An 18,428-nucleotide genomic window follows, 5' to 3' on the forward strand; every position below is an offset into this window, starting at 1 on the left:
GTACTAACTCAGGTTTGCTTTGAGATCATGGCAAGCCTATCGATTATGCTTTCAGCACTTTGCTGAAACTTTCGTCTAAGCCACGTTGGAGACAACAGTTCCTCCCACTCGCTAATGAACAAATGCTGTAGGAAAGCATCCGTATCATAAAATTCAATCCAGTGAACCTGATCTTGCTTCTCCCGAATCCGATATCCTTGCCACAACTCTGTTTGCTGCACTTCTCTCAGTCTTATCTCAGCGACAAACGGTTTACGGACAGGCAGCGCCTCTTCCCATGCACCCAGCAACCCGTCTGTCTGGCACTGAAACGTCTCGTTCGTCATCTGTACATAAATCATACCCTCCAGCCGGATGGCCGTTTGCTGTAAAGGGTCCATTTCATAACCAACCACGTAATCGGCGTTGAACTGGGACAGCATCTTCAATGGACACCAGGTAAATTGCCGTTCTCCGGCATGATCTCTGTAATGGATATGTACTTTGCGGGATTCGGCAATCGCATGGGACAAAATCTCAAAGAACTGAAGCTGCTGCGGATCTGCTTTAAACACAGGAAGCTGACTACTTCCTGTTTGCTGTTCCTCGAGCGTAAAACGCTCCAGCAAATGCGCCACACGCTTTACCGCATCCGACTGATCATAACTGTAATGCCGATAACGATGCGCCAGATACTTAAGCACCCGCTGTTCTTCTTCCGTCATATATAAATGGGGCAACCGGTAGGTCTGATCCTCGTAACAATACCCCCGATATTTTGCTATATACACCAGAGGGGCACGCAGAGAAATCGCCATATATTCGATATCACGCTGGGCCTGGCGCCGGGATATTTCAAATTCACGTGCAAGCCAGCTGCTGTTCGGAAAACGTCCACTCCGAATCTGCTCGTCAAACCAGTGAATACGATGCATATTGCTCATTTACTCGCCCCCTGGCTTATTCCGTATTTCGTAATTGTATTATACCAAAAGACATGGCCCGTTCCGAAGAACAGGCCTGTTATATTATACGGTTACCTTGTCCACTCTGGACTGCACAGCTTTGGAGCATTTCTTGCATACTTTCAAACTTGTACCATCAGTTTTCGTTTGCGAATACAACAATTTAATCCGGGTGCTGCTGCACACCGGGCATGTTCCTCTTCCTCGGGATGGTAGATTCCACAGGACGCGTCCTCTTTTTGTTTTTGCCAACGTTTGTGAACCTCTTTTCGATATGGTTTGTGTGTTCACCGTTATTATAGAGGGCATGGTACGACATAGAATGTCGCAGCAGTATGGAATATACCCAACATAAAAAAATGTCCCCTCTTCAACTTGAAGAAAGGACATTTTTTAGGAATCATGTATTTCAGACTGAGCTGCCGCTTGTAATAAAGGCTGCAACAGACCAGGAAAACGCACTTCCAGATCCTCGGATCTTAGCGTCAGGAAATGCTGTGTACCTTGTACTCTTACCCGAATGACTCCGGCTTCCCGCAGGGTCCGAACATGGTGTGACATCGTAGATTTTACAACAGGTACACGAAAATGACTGCATGGCTGCTCACCATTTCTGGCTGCTTCGGTTACTATCCCAAGACGGATCGGATCACTTAATGCGTACAATACGGAAGAAAGTTCGATATCCTGCACTTGAGGATGGTGCAAAATTTTCATCGTTGTAGTCTCCTTTTTTTTCAGACTATCCATTGTATTTTAGCATAGTTCCATGATATATTTCTAATGTTCGATACCAATCGAACTTACAAACATATTTCGTTTATGTATCCCTGCTGTCAGGCATGGGATTCACTCTATACCACATTTTGCAAATGTTACACACCGTTTCTGAAATGTTGCGAAATACACATCAATCTAGGAGGTTTTTATGAACAACACCGCAACTGCATCATCTGGGGAACGGACAGCAGGAATACAGGAAGGGTTAATCGTAAGTCTACTTGGCTTCACGGTTGTGCTTGTCGTTATGAATACGATGATGTTCAATCTGGCCCTACCCAAAATTGCAGCTGAATTTATGCTCTCATCTGTCTCTTCTTCCTGGATTGTCACCGGTTATTCCATCGTTTTTGCTATTTCCTCGATCACGTTCTCACGTCTATCGGATTTTATTCCGATTCGCACCCTGTTTACGACCGGTCTTACACTGCTTGGTGCGGCATCCGTTCTTGGTTTCTTCAGTAACCATTTTATCCTTCTGCTCATTGCACGTCTGATTCAGGCTGCGGGTGCTGCTTCTGTACCAGGGCTAGCTATCGTTCTTATTACTCGTTACATTCCAAGTGACCGCCGGGGGAAATCCATGGCTGTTGTCATGTCGGCCAGCTCACTGGGTCTTGGACTTGGACCTGTGATCGGCGGCAGTATTACACAGTTCCTCGGATGGCATGATCTGTTTATCGTTACTGGACTAACCTTGTTTCTGATACCTGTATTTTTCAGACTGCTTCCAAGTGAGATGCCGCAAAAGGGTTCATTCGACTTGCTCGGCGCGCTGTTACTGGCGATTGGAACAACCGGTGTCCTGCTATTCCTGACTTCACGTGAATGGGTAACCCTCGTTATTGGTGCGGCTGCACTGGTCCTGTTCTGGCTACGAATTCGCCGTGCGGCTGATCCCTTTGTGCAACCGGCTCTGTTCAAAAACAAAAAATATATGATGCTCAGCTCACTGGGGATTGTCTCGTATATTAACAACTTTTCAACGCTGTTCCTGCTACCGCAAATTCTGGCACATCTGTATGGCCTGACTCCGGCCCAGTCTGGGCTTGTCATCTTCCCGGGTGCAATCGTGTCCATGCTGTTATCCAATCGAATTGGCCGCATGATTGACCGACACGGCAATACACAACTGCTCAAGTTCGCACCATGGTTGCTGCTCGCTGCTGCCGGATTGTTTGCTCTATTTGCAGACGACAGCATCTATGCCATTATGGCCGTATACATTCTGCTTAGCGTAGGCTTCTCTGCACTGACAACAAGTGTATCCAATGAATTGTCGGGCAATCTGACGATGGATCAAGTAGGTGCAGGCATGGGACTGTTCCAGCTCAGCCAGTTCTTCAGTGGAGCATTTAGTGTTGCCGTAACTGGCGTGGCATTGACAGCCATGCAGCAATTGCCACTATCATCGGCTTATACTAATATTTTCTGGGGCATGACTGTGGTTGCTCTGGCATCCATTGTTTTCTCCCAGGTGTATCTGAGAATGCAGTCACGGAAGAAAACCATCGCTTCACACTAAGCAGGTTATATAGGTTCTTACTTATAATAGATTCTTCATATAAGAAAGCCAGGATTGGACCGATAGAGTCTGATCTCTGGCTTTTTTGTTTGTTATTAGACTATAAGGTATCAATACGTATTACTTTATCTCTGTTATTCTTATATTATAAACAGATCGTATAGATATTTTGAAAATGATAAAATCAAGGGGATGTCTTTCGCACATGAAGCTTCAACAGTTTGATTCACTATTTCGTATCCCTACATACCGGCTGTTTCTCGTTTGTATGTTGTTGCAAGGTATGGCTATTTCAATTAGTGCGCCCTTTCTTGCGGTCTACTTTACAACCCGCCTTGAAGTATCCATCGCAACATTCGGATTATTCACTGCAGTAACACTTATGGCGGGTGTGCTGTTCAGTTCCTGGATCGCCAGACGATCAGATCAACCCGGAGCTCGTAAAATAATTCTGGTGACTGCCATGATTTGCAATGCTCTGGCTTTTGGCGGATATCTGTGGATTCACGACTTCACATTATTATTTATCTATATGACGGTGCTGACTGCGCTCGGATCTCCCGCCATGCCACAATTGTTCGCAGCTGCAAGAGAAGCGGTCAATACCGCAACGGACGTCGATCATGCTGTGGCCAATTCAACCCTGCGCTCCGCGTTTTCACTGGGATTCATTACAGGACCTTTACTCGGAACTTTACTGATTGCGTATATTGGATACACCGGTATTTTTAGTTCAACGTGTTTTATTTTTTTGATCAATGCGTTATTATTTTTCTTTCTCTTAAAAAAGGCTCCCGAGCCTTCTACCCTCCGTGCATCTACAGGCGGAATACAAATGAAATTGCATCAGGATGCAAGAATCTATATGCCTTTTCTCATTACTACACTCCTGTATATGGCACATTGGATGAATAATCTGAATGCATCACTGTTCATTATTCACCATCTGGGCGGGGGAACCCGGGAAGTTGGCTGGATCTCCAGTCTTTGCGCGGGGCTCGAGATTCCGATTATGTTAGGCTTGGGTCTGCTCGCCTCTAAATATCCCAACCGCTCACTCATGTTATGGGGCTCCTTGATGGGTGCCGCTTATTATGTCATTGTTTTGTTCTCCACGGAACTGTGGCACTTGCTGGCAGGACAACTATTGCTCGCATTCTTTGTCGCCGTCATCTCTGCTATCGGTATCAGTTACATGCAGGATCTGCTTCCGTCCATGCCCGGCTATGCGTCAACACTCTATTCCAATGCCTCCACGTTGGGAAGATTATTTGGTAGTCTGGTCGGGGGATGGACAGCCGGAGCGTGGGGATATCGAAATTCCTATTGGGTATGTCTACTGCTCGTTCTGATTTCATTAGGCATGCTTGTTGTCACACAACAATTATCAAAAGAGAAACGTCAGACCCTTTCACTCTAAGCAGATCCTTGGATGCAAGCCTGAGTGAACGTAAAAGCTTGAACAAAACAAAGCCCCAAGGACGCAGCTATAGCGCTCTTGGGGCTTTCGTTATTATCGTTTAAATATTCTTATATGAATACAAACATTATTCAAACAGATCCAGACGAAGTCGCTTCAGGCTAGTATGCTGGATGAGCCATTGACCATCAATTTTGACAAACGTTTCATGGTAGTGTCCAAAGCCGTGAAAGGATTTATTGTCATTGCCTTCAGGAAACGTCACCCAATCTTCCATTGGAGAGATGACTTTGGCTTCATTCTCGGATACAAATTCAACTTCCGCGCTATGTACATGATGCACAGTTACGGCAACATGCACCAAATCTCGGAATACTTGAACAATGGTGTCGCGACCTGTTAATACCGGGATGGGATTGCCTTCTGTACTGAAATCAGCTACGGCATCCGGAGCGAACACTTCACCTAATGTATCCCACTGCTTCGTATCAATATAACGGCAATAGCGAGCTTTGGTGTTCCGAATGTTTTCCAGTGCAAGCAGTTGTTCCAGTCCTGTGATGGTTGTTTGGCTCATGTGTTGTCCCTCCAGAAATCTAAGATGTAAGCAAATATATTATACGGAATGTGCAGCTTTCATCTGGGCAGCCAGCTCAGACATTTTTTTATTGTTCAAATAGCTCTCCATCTCTTCTTCCGCACGAACCATCACCTGCTGAATCAGGCAGCCTTCGTTATGGTCCTGCGAGCATTCGAACAGGGAAGCCTGTCCTTCAATGGCATGGATAATCTCCAAAAATGAAGGATCCGGATTCTTCCGGCTAAGCCGATAACCACCATTGGCACCAGAAGTCGATTCGATCATGCCGGCTTTAACCAGCTTGGTCAATATTTTAGATAAGTAGGTTGGAGATACTTTCTGCATCTCAGCTAATTGATGTACACTGACCAGTTGTTCCGGTTCGGTCGCAACCAGAAAAAGCATGGTGTGCAGGGCATAGTTTGTAGCTTTCGAATATTTCATGAGGGCACCTCATTGTATACGGATTTAATTTATCTATAATAGACTTGATTGAACGCTCTGTCAAACGTCTAGAATTACCGCAAAATCAAACAAACGGACATCATTACATTTAACTGTGGTAAAGCCCGCGATAATCCGTTGGAGTCATTCCCTCATGGGCTAAGAACTGGCGGTTAAAATAACTGGCATTGGGATACCCCGCCTCCTCTGCGATCTGTCCAATGTTGGCCGTTGGCCGTTCCAGCAGCCACTGCTTCGCCATCTGCAACCGCGAACGGGTTATAAATTCCATCGGGGTCATTTCCACGGCACTCTTGAACATTTTGCAAAAGTAATACGAACTCACACCCGCCATATCCGCCCAATCTTGTAACAAAAACGGTTGGCATGCCTCCTGCTGCATCTGTGGAAGCAGTCCAAGGATACGGCTCTCAGCCTTGCTTGTGCGTGTGCTTTTCAGTGGAACAGCATGCTGCACGAATTCGGCCAGCACAGCGTAGGTCAGGGTCGATAGTTGGGCAGGACGCAGCATCCGGTTCTGCTCGGCTTCATTTAGTAGGGCCATATGTGCTTCTTCCCATGGAGCCTGCTGCCGCAGCGTCCACAACAGATTGCGATGCAACCCCCGCTCAATCATATAATCATGCAGCCGTTCACCGTAAAAATGAACCCACCGCACATCCCATGGATCATCTTCGCTGCTGTAGTAATGCTGCCGCTGCTGTGGGAAATATAGTACAGCCTGACCCGCACGAAGCTCATGCACTACCCCCTCCACTTCCACGTAGCCCTTGCCCGCAGCAACGTAGTGAATATTGAAGTTGTTAAGTGCGCCAGCCTCTCGTAATACGGTGTGCTCAGGGTGGTCGACATAAAGTCCAACGGATTCTGGATAACAAAAATACGGAATATCCTGTAGGGTTAACAATACAGTCTGTCTCATCATGGCCCATTCTCTTTTCTAAACAATATTGTGTTAACTCATTTCAATATATTATCATTTTAATTCATTCATCTATTACTTATAATCACAATATACATTCATTCATAGGAGGAAACAACAAATGAATTCAGATCGAAAACTGCGCTGGGGAATTCTTGGTAGCGCTAGCATTGCCGTAGGATCCGTTATTCCAGGTTTGCAGCAATCCGAGTTGAATGAAGTGACTGCCATTGCTAGTCGAGATGAAGAAAAAGCAAAACAAACTGCTGACAAACTCGGCATTCCTCAAGCTTATGGCAGCTATGAAGCTTTGCTTGCTGACGATTCCATTGATGCGGTCTACATCCCGCTTCCGAACCATCTGCACCGGGAGTGGACACTCCGTGCCGCAGAAGCTGGTAAACATATTTTGTGTGAGAAGCCACTGGCACTGACGGAGCAGGAAGCTCAGGAAATGGTGCAAGCCTGCGAAGACGCTGGTGTGCATCTAGCTGAAGCCCTCATGTACCGACACCATCCACGTTATGATCAGATTAAGGATATTATCGCCAGCGGAGAAATTGGTGAAATCCGCGGCATTCATAGTACATTTTCGTTCAACAGTTCAGGTTCTACAGGTAATGTTCGCTTTCGGCGTGATTGGGGCGGTGGTGCGCTGTATGATATCGGCTGTTATTCCATCAGTGCAGCACGCTTGATACTTGGTCAAGAGCCTTCGGCGGCAACCGTCATTGGCATGTTCTCCCCTGAACATGATCATGTGGATATGATGGCTTCCGGCTTGCTTGAGTTCGACAATCATATTGGCGTCACCTTTGACAGCAGCATGTGGGCAGCCTTCCGCAACACACTGGAGGTACTTGGAACAGATGGCATCATTGAGGTTCCTTCTGCCTTTATCAGCAATAGGGATCGCAGCTCCAACTTCTTCGTAACTGTTGACGGTGAGCGTAAGGAGATTGAAGTCCCACAGATCAATCACTACTCCCTCCAGGGCGACGATATGGCACGAGCTGTGCTTCAAGGTAAAGCTCTGCGCTTCGATCCATCCGATGCTATAGCCAATATGAAAGTACTCGAAGCTTGTCTTCGTTCAGCGGAAGAACGTACACGCATTACACTATAAGTAGAGAGGATGAACTGAATTATGGAATACATTGAAATTGCTGGTGCAGGTAAACCTATCTCCCGACTGATTAAAGGAACCGATTATTTTTACCATGATTCCTATGAGAAAGCAGCTACGAACATGGATGCATTCTTGGCGATTGGCGGTAATACCGTTGACTCCGCGCATATTTATTGTGGCGGGCAGAGTGAAGAAGTGCTCGGACGTTATATGCAGGAACGGGGTAACCGTAACGAGATCGTTATTTTGACCAAAGGTGCACATCATGACCAGAATGGCCCACGCGTTAACGCTGATGCTATCCGCAGTGACCTTCTAACCAGTCTGGAACGGCTGCAAACGGAACATGTGGAGCTATATGCCCTGCATCGGGACGATCCCAACACACCCGTTGGAGTGATTCTCGAAGCATTGAACGAACATATTGAATCCGGCAAAATCGGCGCGATCGGCGCCTCCAACTGGACCTGGCAGCGGCTAGAAGAAGCTAATGCATACGCAGCTGCTAACGGTCTGAAAGGTTTTACATTCAGCAGTCCGAATCTCAGTCTCGCCAAAGCGAATGAACCGTTCTGGGCCGGCTGTGTATCAGCAGACGATGAAACACTGGCATGGCATGAACGCACCAAGCTTCCTTTGCTGTCCTGGTCATCCCAGGCTCGTGGCTTCTTTACCGGACGATTCACACCTGAAGTTCGGGACAATGAAGATCTGGTTCGTGTGTTTTACAGTGACGGTAACTGGGAACGTTTGCACCGTGCTGAACAATTGGCCGAGTCGAAAAAGACTTCCCCCATCCAGATTGCTCTCGCTTATGTATTGAATCAGCCGTTTCCAACCTGTGCGTTGATAGGTGCCCAGAATCAGGCAGAATTGCTCTCCTGTGACGAAGGTTCTCGTATCACACTAACTCGTGAAGAACTCGATTGGCTGGATTTGGGCAGTAATGTGAAACCAAGCGTGTAAAACTGGCATACACTTTTAATTCAATCTTGATGATGAAAGGACTGACTCTTCCGCGATGTAGCGGAGTGGTCAGTCCTTTTTGGAATGCCAGCTAACCATTTTCAACCATTGTAGCCATGCCGCAGGCAGGATCAATAATCGCTTTTCGCTAGGATCAGCATATCGCCAAACTTCGGGTCCAGACTTGTCCTCTATTACGGATTCTACCCATCTGGCTGTCATGAAAAAGTAATAAAAAGAGACTACCCGCCAGAAATATTTCTCTGGAGGTAAGCCCCTTTTTAATATGAGATAGTCAAATTTTTAAAGTAATGACGATGATATCGTTACGATTACAGCTTCACGATTTGACCAGTCTTCTCGGATTCAAATGCTGCCAGAATCACTTGCAGGGAACGCAGACCTTCTTCACCGGAAATGCTTGGAGGTGTTTGCGTTACAATCGACTCGACAAAAGCGTCAATAACGCCGCTTGGTACTTGTTTCTCGTTGGTAGACATTGCGCCTACTTTGTATGTTTCAACCGTACCGTTAGTCATCTCAACGATAACCTCGTCACCATCTACCGTTCCGATCTTCATCACACCATTTTCACACCACAGAACCGTACTGTTATCTCCTGCTCTGTATTGTGTCCAGCTCGCTACCAGCGTACCGATTGCACCGCTCTTCATGCGAAGCAGGCATGTTGCGTTATCGTCCACTTTGGTGTTTTCCTTGTGCAGTGTGCTGATGAAACCAGCAACCTCGGATACTTCATCATCCAGCAAATAGCGAATAAAGTCCGATTTGTGCACGCCCAGGTCACCCATGGCTCCCATAATCGCTTCTTCTTTGCGGAAGAACCAGCTTTCTGCACCGTCTACGCTCCAGCCTTCCGGACCTGGATGACCAAAGGAAGTACGGAAATTCAGGACTTTACCGAGTTTGCCGGAGTCCAGAATTTCTTTGGCTTTTACGTGTGGAGGCATCAAACGTTGGTTGTGTCCAACCATCAGATACACACCGTTTTTCTTGGCAGCTTCAATCATTTGCTCGCCTTCTTCGGTAGTAACCGCCATCGGTTTTTCCACCAGTACATGTTTACCGGCATTCGCAGCAGCAATGGCCATCGAAGCATGCAGGTAGTTCGGCGTACAAACGCTGACCGCATCCACTTCTTCGCTTGCAAGCAATTCTTCGTAGCTAGAGTAAGCTTTACCGCCGTAAGTTTCGGCCATCTTCTCCGCACGCTCCACGATCGGATCGGCAAAAGCGACAAGTTCTACGTTCTCATTGGCAGCGTACTCTGGAATATGTCTGCGCTCGGCAATGGCTCCACAGCCGAATACAGCAACTTTAATTTTACTCATGTACAAATGTCTCCTTTGACAAATAAATTAGAATTGGTTCAAGTAATTCTGTTTCAGCCAGTTATGGCTGTTGGCTACGCTTTCAAGCGGTGGATTCTGGCAAACGTCCTGTTCCACGATCAGCCATTCTACACCTGCACTTGTAGCCGCTTCAATAACAGCTGGCAGATTAACGGAACCTTGTCCCAGTTCCAATGTCTTCATTTGGCCCTGTTCGTCTTTACTGAAGTCTTTCAAGTGAAGCAACGGCAGACGACCTGCATATTTGTTGATATACTCAATCGGATTTTGTCCAGCAAATTGCACCCAACATACGTCCATTTCCACTTGAACCGCTTCAGGTGTCGTTTGAACAAACATTGCATCAAAGGCATTTTCGTCGCCAACCTGACCGTGGAATTCAAAATCATGGTTATGATAACCGAAGATCAGACCTTGTTTAGTCGCTTCTGCACCATATTGTTGCAATTCGTTGAACAGTTTGGTCCAGCCTTCTGCATTCTCTGGACGATCTTCAGGCATCAGGTAAGGGCAGATCATATATTGAGCCCCAATAGTTTTGAGGTAGTCGATTTGTTGTTGCAGATCTTCACGCATAGCATGTAATGAAACGTGGCTGCTGAAACCTTTCAGTCCAAGCTCATCCAATAGCGCTTTCATTTCTTCGGCAGGAATGTCACCATATCCGGCGAATTCGACACCTTCATAACCAAGCTCTGCTACCTTGCGCAAAGTTCCACGGAAATCTGCTGCAGTTTCATCACGGAGTGTAAACAATTGCAAACCAATATTAAGTTTTTTCATAATAGATGCACCTCTGCTCTCAAATTTGCTTTCATTGCTCTATCTGGTATCATCCTAACGCAAAACAGGCTAGAATGAACATATACAATATCGTCAGAACATGAACTATCTGATCAAATTTTTAAATTTGGAGGATTACATCTTTTGGAAACCTCAGTACTGATCTGTGACTATTCATATCACTATAAGGCGTTTAACCATAATATGAAGGGCGAGTTGCAGACTTATCTGTTCCGTCTGCAAACCGAAGGCTCTTGCAAGGTATATGTGCAGGATGAAGAATTTAAGATGAATGGCGGGGATTTACTGCTACTCAAACCCGGAGACGATTACTATCTCGTGGTTGAAGAACCTCACAAGGAGGGCCGATTGTCCAGCGGAGACTATTATTTGTTCTGTGAAGGGGATTGGATTGATAGCTGGTGGAAGCGTCATCATCGATCCACGGTGAGCCACATCGGGCTGGATGATAAATTGGTCAGTCTCTGGCGCAGTATGCTCCTGGAGAAACGCCGTGGACCGCTGGAGGAAAATATAGAACTGAATGACGTACTGCTGCGTGGTTTGTGTCTGTATATCGATCGGGCCATCAAGGAGAATATCCAGACGGATCGTTCTGTTTCTTCGACACTGAAGCTGAAACGATTCATTGAAGAACATGCCACTGTGACCTTCAAACTCGAAGAAGCCGCCCGCTACGCAGGACTAAGCCTGTCTCGTGCGGTGCGATTGTTCAAGGAGCACTACGGCCAAACGATGATCCAGTATGCGATTGAGATTCGGCTGAACGCTGCCTTGGAGCGTATGAAGTACAGCGATATGACCCTAGAGCATATTGCCGAAACATGCGGCTTTGCAAGCTATTCCTATTTTCACCGGGTATTCCGATCCCACTTTGGAATGTCCCCGGCTGAATATCTCAAATCCCAGGCCCATCAATCCATTGATCTGGAGCATTTATAAGTGTAGTTGTGGCTCGATCCTCTTCCTTCTTTATAATGAAAGCAGCTGATTTCAATCGGCTGCTTTCTTTCAAAAAAACCTCTTGTAGTTCCCATGACTTCACGAAAACAAAACTGTATAGTTAAAATATAGTATTCTTACAGATTCATACATAGGTTAGTCTTATACTCTACCACTCTACTATTTGGAGAGATTTCAATGGAAACCAAACGTAAAATCTTAATTATCGAAGACGAACATGATATTTCGCGCATTTTGCGAGATTATTTGACCAAAAATCAGTATGAAGCCGCAGTGGCCAGCAATGGACAAGACGGGTTGAAAATGATGGACATGCTCCAGCCGGATTATATTATTCTGGACATCATGCTTCCGGATATGGACGGGATCGATGTATGCCGGGAAATTCGGCGGAGAAACAACATTCCCATTCTCATATTGAGTGCACGAGGCAGTGATACCGACAAGGTGCTCGGCCTGGGATTCGGGGCGGATGACTATATGACCAAACCCTTCTCCCTGAGCGAATTACTCGCACGAATTAATGCACACTTTAGACGATATGACAGTTTATCTTTAGCGACCGAACGAGACGGAACAAATCTACTACGTTTGGCTAACCTGGAGATTGATAAGAAAGCCTATAAGGTCACTTTAGACGGTAACGAGGTTTCTCTTTCCGCCAAGGAATTTGAGCTCCTGCATTATCTGGCGAGCAATAAAAATCAGGTCTTCTCCAAGTCTCAATTGCTGGATGCGATCTGGGGATATGCTGCATACGGAGATGAAAATACGGTAACCGTGTATATTCGCAGACTAAGAGAAAAAATTGAGGCAGACCCCTCCCATCCTGCTGTTCTAAAGACCGTCTGGGGCGTGGGATACAAATTCAATCATGAATAGGCAAAGATTGGAGGAGACAACATGTCACTGAACACCTGGTCGGCACGATGGCTCAAAGCATCGTTCTTCCTCCTGTTTATTCTGATCGGATGTAGTCTGGTTTTATTTCTTAATCTGCTAGAAAACCGAAATTCGACTGAGTCTACTGTGTCCATCCAGCAAGTTCGTCTCCGGGTTAACCCCATCCTGCTTAACCTGGAACAGAATATTCATCTCCTGCAGGAAACAAGAGTACGAGAAAATCTTCTTTCTATCGTCAAGGAAAACGGGGTAGAGCTTTCTTATGTTGGATTGGATGGGACTATATTGCTGTCCTCTTCTCCCACCTCCGAAGGAAAACAAGTCAATCTGCGATCAGCCCTGCATTATGATCTGAATCATGCCGCACAGGCCACGAACGGAAACGATTCGCTTAACATCGCTTTCCCTCTTATGGCTGGTCCCGAAGGAAGCCAGATTGGCAATGCCCTCTTCACGATTCCTAAGGCAATGGTTATGGTGAAAGAAACGGTGACATTCCCTTTCTTTATTTTGGGTACGCTTTTGATCACCTCTATGGTTCTTGGCATTTATCTAGTGTTGATGAAGAGAAAATTAAAGACACAGCTGCTCTCCCCCATTCATCAGTTGAAGAAACATGCCGAATCCATTCTCAAAGGACAATATAATGAACCGGTACAGTATAACCGCATGGATGAGATGAGCGAACTATACGCCATGTTTGATCTGATGCGTACAGAAATTATGCATTTAAGCGAACTTCGTATCCGGCAGGAAACTGCGCAAAAAGAACTCATTACCAATATTTCTCATGATATCAAAACACCTATTACAACAGTAAAAGCCTACATAGAAGCTATTCTGGAAGGAATATGCTCCGATAAAGAAACTCTGATGGAGTATATGAAAGTCATGCAGACCAATACGGACAAAACAGCTCGTCTTGTCGAGGACCTGCTTGTTCATGCATTGCAGGAGCTGGGGCAGATTTCTGTGGAGCCGCGTGAGGTTTACAGTCGATCCGCATTTGAAACGATGTTGAACCCTATTGGACATATCGTACGAATGAACGGTCTGATTTATGAGGAGCCGGAGCATATTCCCAATGTTCTTATCCGAATGGACCCCATACGAATTGAACAGGTCCTGTCCAATCTGGTTTCCAATGCGCTCAAACATACCGTCCCGGGAGATTCTATTCGGATTAACGCGGAACTTGATTTAGGTAAATTGAGGATTAGTATCGCCGATTCAGGGCAGGGAATTCGAGCTCAGGATATGCCTTTTGTGTTTGAACGATATTTTAGGGGGAATTCCTCACCTTCCGCAAGGAATATTCATGAGGGAACCGGTCTCGGCTTGTCCATCTGCAAAAGTATAATCGAAGCCCATGGAGGACATATTTCCTTTTCCAGCAAAGAGGGACAGGGCACTCTGTTTCAGTTTACTCTTCCAATCTGCTGAGCATAGAAGTTCATTTCCAACCTTCTTTTCTTCATCTCAATCCATTTACCAATAGGGCTGTAATACTTTATTCATAATTTGATAAGTCTTTCTCAACATTCCCCTATTAGAATGAATCGTATACTGTCATGGGGAGTGATCTGCTTGACCAAAACATCCATTATCCGCGCTCAAAACTTATGCAAGACATATAATACTGGAAGCGAACAATACCATGCCATTCGCAACGTCGATCTTGATATTTATGAAGGGGACTTCACGGTCATCATGGGTAATTCCGGCTCAGGCAAATCAACGCTGCTCTATCTGTTAAGCGGACTAGACCAAGTAACAGCCGGCGAGGTTTATTTTCAGGATCAGCGTATTGACGCCTATAGTGAGCGGGAAATATCCGAATTCCGTACCCGTAGAATCGGCTACATCTACCAAAGTATCAATCTGGTGCCCGATCTTTCCATCCAGGACAACATCGCCTTGCCAGGTTACATTGCCGGAAGCAAAAAAAGTGAGGTCAAGGAACGTGCCACCCACCTCATGAAGGCAATGGATATCAACGGCCAGAATAGCCGTCTCCCCTCCCAAACCTCGGGTGGCCAGCAGCAACGAGCAGCTATTGCACGTGCGCTGATCAATTCACCGGACATCATCTTTGCAGATGAACCCACGGGAAGCCTCAACTATGAGCACGGGAAAGCCGTGCTGGATATCCTGACCGATATCAACCGTAAGGGACAGTCTGTTGTGATGGTTACGCATGATATCAAGGCAGCCTGCCGGGCGGATCGTCTGATCTTTATCCGGGATGGCAAGGTTGGAGGTATTCTCGAGTTTGACAAATATGACGAACACCAGATCCAGAATCGGGAATCGATGGTCTTCGCGTTTGTGTCGGGAAAGGAGTAATTTATGGCTGCTATGTTGAAACTGAGCCTTTCCTACCTGAGCAAAAATAAGACACAGAATCTGTTTATCACCTTGCTTATCTTGCTGTCTACACTACTGGTGTCCACATCTGTCATCATTCTGGCCAATACGGGTAACCAGTTCAAGGAAATGCATAGTCGGACCAACGGGTCCCATCAGATCTTGACGTTCGACAAAGGACTGAATGATCCCCAAACTGTGCATGACTGGTGGGCTGCCCAGAACGGTGTTCAAGTCTCACCTTTGCTTACTTACCGCACCTTGTCGGGCATCACTTTTGGCGGCACTGACATCCCTAACCTTTATCTGTACATGATGAATACCCCGCCTCCTCCGTGGAGTGTAGATGAACTTGTATTTGCAAGTGGTACACAGCATTCGGCTCCTGAACAAGGAAGCGTATGGATCCCAACTTCCATGGCGAATGGCTATAACATCGCTGTCGGTGATACCATTCAATTCAAAACTGGATCTACCACACTTGACCTCGCAGTCTCAGCTATTGTTGTGGATGTTCCTTATGGAGCACCGTTCACCAATACGGCAAGAATTTGGATGAACAGTACGGATTACCAAAATGATTTTAGTACGCTTGCAGGAAAAGATATTCACATGATGGGCATCCATTTTGATGATTACAGTACGAACTCCAGCTACTGGGATCGTTATACAAGCGAGACGGGTGCCCCATTTCTGGAAACCAAAATGGAATTTGAAAGTATCTCATCCTTTTATCTGATCATCAATCAGATTATTGGATTCATTATGATTTTCCTGGGTGCTGTCATGATGGTTATCGCTCTCATCACCATTGGATTTACCATTTCGGATGCCATTCTGGCCAACTACAAAACAATAGGGATTCTGAAATCACTGGGATTGACCTCCGGGAGAACAATCGGTACCTATGTTATTCAATATGCTCTGCTGTCCATCATTGCCGTTATTCCAGGACTGGCGCTGAGCGTGTTTGTATCCAAATTCATTATCAACATTTCTGTGTCTTCTCTGCGAACTGGCAATGGAGATGTACCGATGGAAGGCATCGGAGCAGCCATGTTAGTCGGCATACTGCTGTTTGCGCTGGTAATATTATTCGTTGTGTTATACGCCAAAAAGGCGCGCAGCATCGAGCCTGTTCAAGCCATCCGCTACGGTATGTCGGAAACAGAAAATACCCGCTTGGCCCGACGCATGAATTCGCCTCTAGCCAACCGGGTTGGATTTGCCCGGCTGCCAGTAGCCGCCGTCATTGGCATACGAAATCTGATCAAGAATACCAAGAGCTCTGTTCTGATGCTGCTGTTAACCACGATGGCTGCCTCTGTGCTTGTCCTTGGATATGTTGTACTGACCAGCATTACCGGAATTTATCAGACAGCTGCCAAGTGGGGCTACGACAATGCTAACATCGCCGCCGTCGTTGTGAACAAATCTACCTTCCCCAAGGATGAGTTAAAGCAGGTGCTGGAAGAGGACCCTCGCATCAAAAATGTGGGCTGGCAAGGGAACATCACAGGGGTCGTCAGTCCCGAGTCATCAGCGAAAATGGCCGGCCAATCCACCAGTCTCTACCTGAGTGTACTTGATGGGAATTACAAAGAGCTTGGGTTCGAAACATTGAGAGGTACCAATCCTGAACGTGAAAATGAAATTTCGATTGGTGTAGGTGTTGCACGCATGTTGAACAAGGATTTGGGCGACCTGATCGACCTTTATATCGAGGGTGAACAGCGTACGTTCATGATCACAGGCGTCTACCAGGCTATCTCCAACCTGTCTGTATCTGGGCGTATTACCGTTGATGCTGTGCGAAGTGTGAACCCCAATTATGAGGATGTCAATGTAGCCTTTATCAATGTCAATGATCCATCGCAGGCAGAGACCATTGCGCAGCAGTTAAACGAACAATTCAAAGACTCTGCTTCCATCGTCACGCAGAAAACCCTGCTTGATTCCGTATATGCTGAAGCTGCAAGCATTTTCGTTTACCCCATGGCTCTCATCGGTCTGTTGTTTATTCTCGTTACGTTTATCATCATTTTTAGTACCTGCCGAATCAGTATTCGTAAAGAAAGCAAAACCTACGGTATTTACAAGTCCATAGGCATGACTTCTAGAAGAATTCGATTGTCCGTTGCCATGGGCGTTGCAGCTCTATCCGCCATCGGCGCAGTACTTGGAGTCGTTGTCGGTGTGTATGTGCTGTCGCGTCTGCTTGAAAAAGTCCTATCGGGATACGGGATTGTACAGATTCCTCTCATTTTGAACTGGGGAGGCATTATAATCTTTGCTTGTCTAAGTATTCTTGCCGCAGCTCTTGGCTCCTGGGTATCCTCGAGAGTGATCCGAGATGCATCCCCACGTATCCTGGTCGTTGAATAATACATGAACATATGAAGGATGAAGGAGACAAGAACATGCGAAGAGTATACAAAAAGCTTCTGGTTGCCCTGAGTTCAGTCAGTCTATTGGCTGCATGCACGAATAACCCCATCACATCACCATCCGAAGGCAGCACTTCACAAGGTGCAGAGTCCGGATGGATGAAGTTGATTAGCAGCAACGCCATAGACAAGGAGCTTGCTGAAGCAAGCCTGCAGGAGGTTTCCAATACACTGATTATTGAAAATTCCGTTGGAAATATTGAGATACGTCGCAGTGAAGACAGCGGGCTTCATGTCCGCACAACCCTTCAGGCATTAAACAATCGTTCTGGTGAATCTACGCTGGAAGAACTCGGCCAGAATGCGGAAGTCTCCTTGATAACCAAAGGGAAGAGGACGTCCGTCCAGCTTCAAGCCAAAGGACAGGATGGAACGGATATATGGTCCTGGGCCAACAAAAATCTGGGCAACTCCCATTTTACTGTTAACTATGTTGTGGAAGTTCCTGCCCAAGTCGCGGAGTATGAGATATCCACCGAGGTAGGCACTATTTCACTCACCGGTCTGAAAGGCAGTTATGATGTATCCAACAATACGGGATCGATTGAACTTGCCGAAGTTGAAGTGGACGGAAAATCATCGATTACATCCGATGCAGGCACTATTCGTCTCGATCTGAACAACCTTGCCGAAGGAAGCCAGCTCAAAGCTTCAACAGAAGTAGGCACGGTCACAGCCATTCTCCCAGCCAACCTTGCATACACGTTGAAAACAGCGACAGATTTGGGCAAAGTCTCGGGTGCGGCAAAGGGAAAAACAGACATTAATGGCGGCGGCCCTTTGCTCTCCATACAGACTTCCTTGGGTTCCATTTCAGTGGAGAACAAATAATTGGTTAAG

At 46.3% G+C, this 18,428-nt stretch carries 19 protein-coding genes; 10 read left to right on the top strand and 9 right to left on the bottom strand.

Going from position 1 to position 18,428, the window contains the following annotated elements; translation table 11 throughout:
* Window positions 1-8 precede the first annotated feature (8 nt).
* The 3 genes from BLS14_RS27490 to BLS14_RS27500 all read right to left on the bottom strand — a co-directional run bounded on the left by BLS14_RS27490 (window position 9) and on the right by BLS14_RS27500 (window position 1,661).
* The gene (locus BLS14_RS27490; RefSeq protein ID WP_063567080.1) at window positions 9-923 is read right to left on the bottom strand and encodes a helix-turn-helix transcriptional regulator; all 915 of its coding nucleotides are present in this window, start codon (window positions 921-923) and stop codon (window positions 9-11) included.
* 84 nt (window positions 924-1,007) lie between these two features.
* Window positions 1,008-1,196: a hypothetical protein gene (locus BLS14_RS33330; protein WP_072735590.1), complete on the bottom strand. Its 189-nt coding sequence runs from the start codon at window positions 1,194-1,196 to the stop codon at window positions 1,008-1,010.
* 141 nt (window positions 1,197-1,337) lie between these two features.
* Window positions 1,338-1,661, bottom strand: a complete 324-nt coding sequence (locus tag BLS14_RS27500; protein ID WP_063567079.1) for an ArsR/SmtB family transcription factor — start codon at window positions 1,659-1,661, stop codon at window positions 1,338-1,340.
* A gap of 211 nt (window positions 1,662-1,872) precedes the next feature.
* On the opposite strand from BLS14_RS27500, the gene BLS14_RS27505 reads away from it, so the two are divergent.
* Window positions 1,873-3,249, top strand: a complete 1,377-nt coding sequence (locus BLS14_RS27505; RefSeq protein ID WP_090811321.1) for an MFS transporter — start codon at window positions 1,873-1,875, stop codon at window positions 3,247-3,249.
* 205 nt (window positions 3,250-3,454) lie between these two features.
* Window positions 3,455-4,669: a sugar efflux transporter gene (locus BLS14_RS27510; protein ID WP_090954834.1), complete on the top strand. Its 1,215-nt coding sequence runs from the start codon at window positions 3,455-3,457 to the stop codon at window positions 4,667-4,669.
* Between the two features lie 127 nt (window positions 4,670-4,796).
* Here the strand turns inward: BLS14_RS27510 and BLS14_RS27515 are convergent, their stop codons facing one another.
* From BLS14_RS27515 to BLS14_RS27525, 3 genes are all read right to left on the bottom strand, one after another.
* Window positions 4,797-5,246, bottom strand: a complete 450-nt coding sequence (locus BLS14_RS27515) for a nuclear transport factor 2 family protein (protein ID WP_064640655.1) — start codon at window positions 5,244-5,246, stop codon at window positions 4,797-4,799.
* A gap of 39 nt (window positions 5,247-5,285) precedes the next feature.
* On the bottom strand, window positions 5,286-5,693 hold the full coding sequence (locus tag BLS14_RS27520; RefSeq protein WP_063567075.1) for an Rrf2 family transcriptional regulator: 408 nt from the start codon (window positions 5,691-5,693) through the stop codon (window positions 5,286-5,288).
* A gap of 109 nt (window positions 5,694-5,802) precedes the next feature.
* The gene (locus tag BLS14_RS27525) at window positions 5,803-6,639 is read right to left on the bottom strand and encodes an AraC family transcriptional regulator (protein WP_063567074.1); all 837 of its coding nucleotides are present in this window, start codon (window positions 6,637-6,639) and stop codon (window positions 5,803-5,805) included.
* A 118-nt stretch (window positions 6,640-6,757) separates the two neighbouring features.
* On the opposite strand from BLS14_RS27525, the gene BLS14_RS27530 reads away from it, so the two are divergent.
* Window positions 6,758-7,762, top strand: coding sequence for a Gfo/Idh/MocA family protein (locus BLS14_RS27530; protein WP_090954836.1), 1,005 nt, complete (start codon window positions 6,758-6,760; stop codon window positions 7,760-7,762).
* A 21-nt stretch (window positions 7,763-7,783) separates the two neighbouring features.
* Window positions 7,784-8,731: an aldo/keto reductase gene (locus BLS14_RS27535; protein WP_063567072.1), complete on the top strand. Its 948-nt coding sequence runs from the start codon at window positions 7,784-7,786 to the stop codon at window positions 8,729-8,731.
* Window positions 8,732-8,800: 69 nt separating this feature from the next.
* Here BLS14_RS27535 and BLS14_RS32795 read toward each other — a convergent pair whose 3' ends face one another.
* The 3 genes from BLS14_RS32795 to BLS14_RS27545 form a co-directional block, all read right to left on the bottom strand.
* On the bottom strand, window positions 8,801-8,953 hold the full coding sequence (locus tag BLS14_RS32795) for a hypothetical protein (protein WP_176854792.1): 153 nt from the start codon (window positions 8,951-8,953) through the stop codon (window positions 8,801-8,803).
* A gap of 110 nt (window positions 8,954-9,063) precedes the next feature.
* Window positions 9,064-10,083 carry a Gfo/Idh/MocA family protein gene (locus BLS14_RS27540; protein WP_090954838.1) on the bottom strand — a complete coding sequence of 340 codons (1,020 nt, stop codon included), beginning with the start codon at window positions 10,081-10,083 and terminating at the stop codon, window positions 9,064-9,066.
* 27 nt (window positions 10,084-10,110) lie between these two features.
* Complete coding sequence (locus BLS14_RS27545; protein WP_063567070.1) at window positions 10,111-10,887, bottom strand: sugar phosphate isomerase/epimerase family protein; 777 nt, start codon at window positions 10,885-10,887, stop codon at window positions 10,111-10,113.
* Between the two features lie 144 nt (window positions 10,888-11,031).
* On the opposite strand from BLS14_RS27545, the gene BLS14_RS27550 reads away from it, so the two are divergent.
* The 6 genes from BLS14_RS27550 (at window position 11,032) to BLS14_RS27575 (ending at window position 18,419) form a co-directional block, all read left to right on the top strand.
* The gene (locus tag BLS14_RS27550) at window positions 11,032-11,850 is read left to right on the top strand and encodes a helix-turn-helix domain-containing protein (protein ID WP_090954840.1); all 819 of its coding nucleotides are present in this window, start codon (window positions 11,032-11,034) and stop codon (window positions 11,848-11,850) included.
* A 198-nt stretch (window positions 11,851-12,048) separates the two neighbouring features.
* Entirely contained in the window at window positions 12,049-12,753 is a 705-nt protein-coding gene (locus tag BLS14_RS27555; RefSeq protein ID WP_090954842.1) for a response regulator transcription factor, read from the top strand.
* Window positions 12,754-12,774: 21 nt separating this feature from the next.
* Window positions 12,775-14,217 (top strand): sensor histidine kinase, encoded by a 1,443-nt coding sequence (locus tag BLS14_RS27560; protein ID WP_063567068.1) that lies wholly within the window; start codon window positions 12,775-12,777, stop codon window positions 14,215-14,217.
* 144 nt (window positions 14,218-14,361) lie between these two features.
* Window positions 14,362-15,120: an ABC transporter ATP-binding protein gene (locus BLS14_RS27565; RefSeq protein ID WP_176854794.1), complete on the top strand. Its 759-nt coding sequence runs from the start codon at window positions 14,362-14,364 to the stop codon at window positions 15,118-15,120.
* A gap of 3 nt (window positions 15,121-15,123) precedes the next feature.
* Window positions 15,124-17,526: an ABC transporter permease gene (locus tag BLS14_RS27570; RefSeq protein WP_090954844.1), complete on the top strand. Its 2,403-nt coding sequence runs from the start codon at window positions 15,124-15,126 to the stop codon at window positions 17,524-17,526.
* A 35-nt stretch (window positions 17,527-17,561) separates the two neighbouring features.
* Complete coding sequence (locus tag BLS14_RS27575; protein ID WP_090954846.1) at window positions 17,562-18,419, top strand: DUF4097 family beta strand repeat-containing protein; 858 nt, start codon at window positions 17,562-17,564, stop codon at window positions 18,417-18,419.
* Window positions 18,420-18,428 lie beyond the last annotated feature (9 nt).

The organism is Paenibacillus sp. OK060, from assembly GCF_900101205.1.
Classification (GTDB): Bacteria; Bacillota; Bacilli; order Paenibacillales; family Paenibacillaceae; genus Paenibacillus; species Paenibacillus marchantiae.

Excerpts from the sequence above, each read along its gene's own strand:
- BLS14_RS27490 (WP_063567080.1), bottom strand. The coding sequence starts at position 923 with ATGAGCAATATGCATCGTATTCACTGGTTTGACGAGCAGATTCGGAGT.
- BLS14_RS27500 (WP_063567079.1), bottom strand. The coding sequence starts at position 1,661 with ATGAAAATTTTGCACCATCCTCAAGTGCAGGATATCGAACTTTCTTCC.
- BLS14_RS27505 (WP_090811321.1), top strand. The coding sequence starts at position 1,873 with ATGAACAACACCGCAACTGCATCATCTGGGGAACGGACAGCAGGAATA.
- BLS14_RS27510 (WP_090954834.1), top strand. The coding sequence starts at position 3,455 with ATGAAGCTTCAACAGTTTGATTCACTATTTCGTATCCCTACATACCGG.
- BLS14_RS27515 (WP_064640655.1), bottom strand. The coding sequence starts at position 5,246 with ATGAGCCAAACAACCATCACAGGACTGGAACAACTGCTTGCACTGGAA.
- BLS14_RS27520 (WP_063567075.1), bottom strand. The coding sequence starts at position 5,693 with ATGAAATATTCGAAAGCTACAAACTATGCCCTGCACACCATGCTTTTT.
- BLS14_RS27525 (WP_063567074.1), bottom strand. The coding sequence starts at position 6,639 with ATGATGAGACAGACTGTATTGTTAACCCTACAGGATATTCCGTATTTT.
- BLS14_RS27530 (WP_090954836.1), top strand. The coding sequence starts at position 6,758 with ATGAATTCAGATCGAAAACTGCGCTGGGGAATTCTTGGTAGCGCTAGC.
- BLS14_RS27535 (WP_063567072.1), top strand. The coding sequence starts at position 7,784 with ATGGAATACATTGAAATTGCTGGTGCAGGTAAACCTATCTCCCGACTG.
- BLS14_RS32795 (WP_176854792.1), bottom strand. The coding sequence starts at position 8,953 with ATGACAGCCAGATGGGTAGAATCCGTAATAGAGGACAAGTCTGGACCC.
- BLS14_RS27540 (WP_090954838.1), bottom strand. The coding sequence starts at position 10,083 with ATGAGTAAAATTAAAGTTGCTGTATTCGGCTGTGGAGCCATTGCCGAG.
- BLS14_RS27545 (WP_063567070.1), bottom strand. The coding sequence starts at position 10,887 with ATGAAAAAACTTAATATTGGTTTGCAATTGTTTACACTCCGTGATGAA.
- BLS14_RS27555 (WP_090954842.1), top strand. The coding sequence starts at position 12,049 with ATGGAAACCAAACGTAAAATCTTAATTATCGAAGACGAACATGATATT.
- BLS14_RS27560 (WP_063567068.1), top strand. The coding sequence starts at position 12,775 with ATGTCACTGAACACCTGGTCGGCACGATGGCTCAAAGCATCGTTCTTC.
- BLS14_RS27570 (WP_090954844.1), top strand. The coding sequence starts at position 15,124 with ATGGCTGCTATGTTGAAACTGAGCCTTTCCTACCTGAGCAAAAATAAG.
- BLS14_RS27575 (WP_090954846.1), top strand. The coding sequence starts at position 17,562 with ATGCGAAGAGTATACAAAAAGCTTCTGGTTGCCCTGAGTTCAGTCAGT.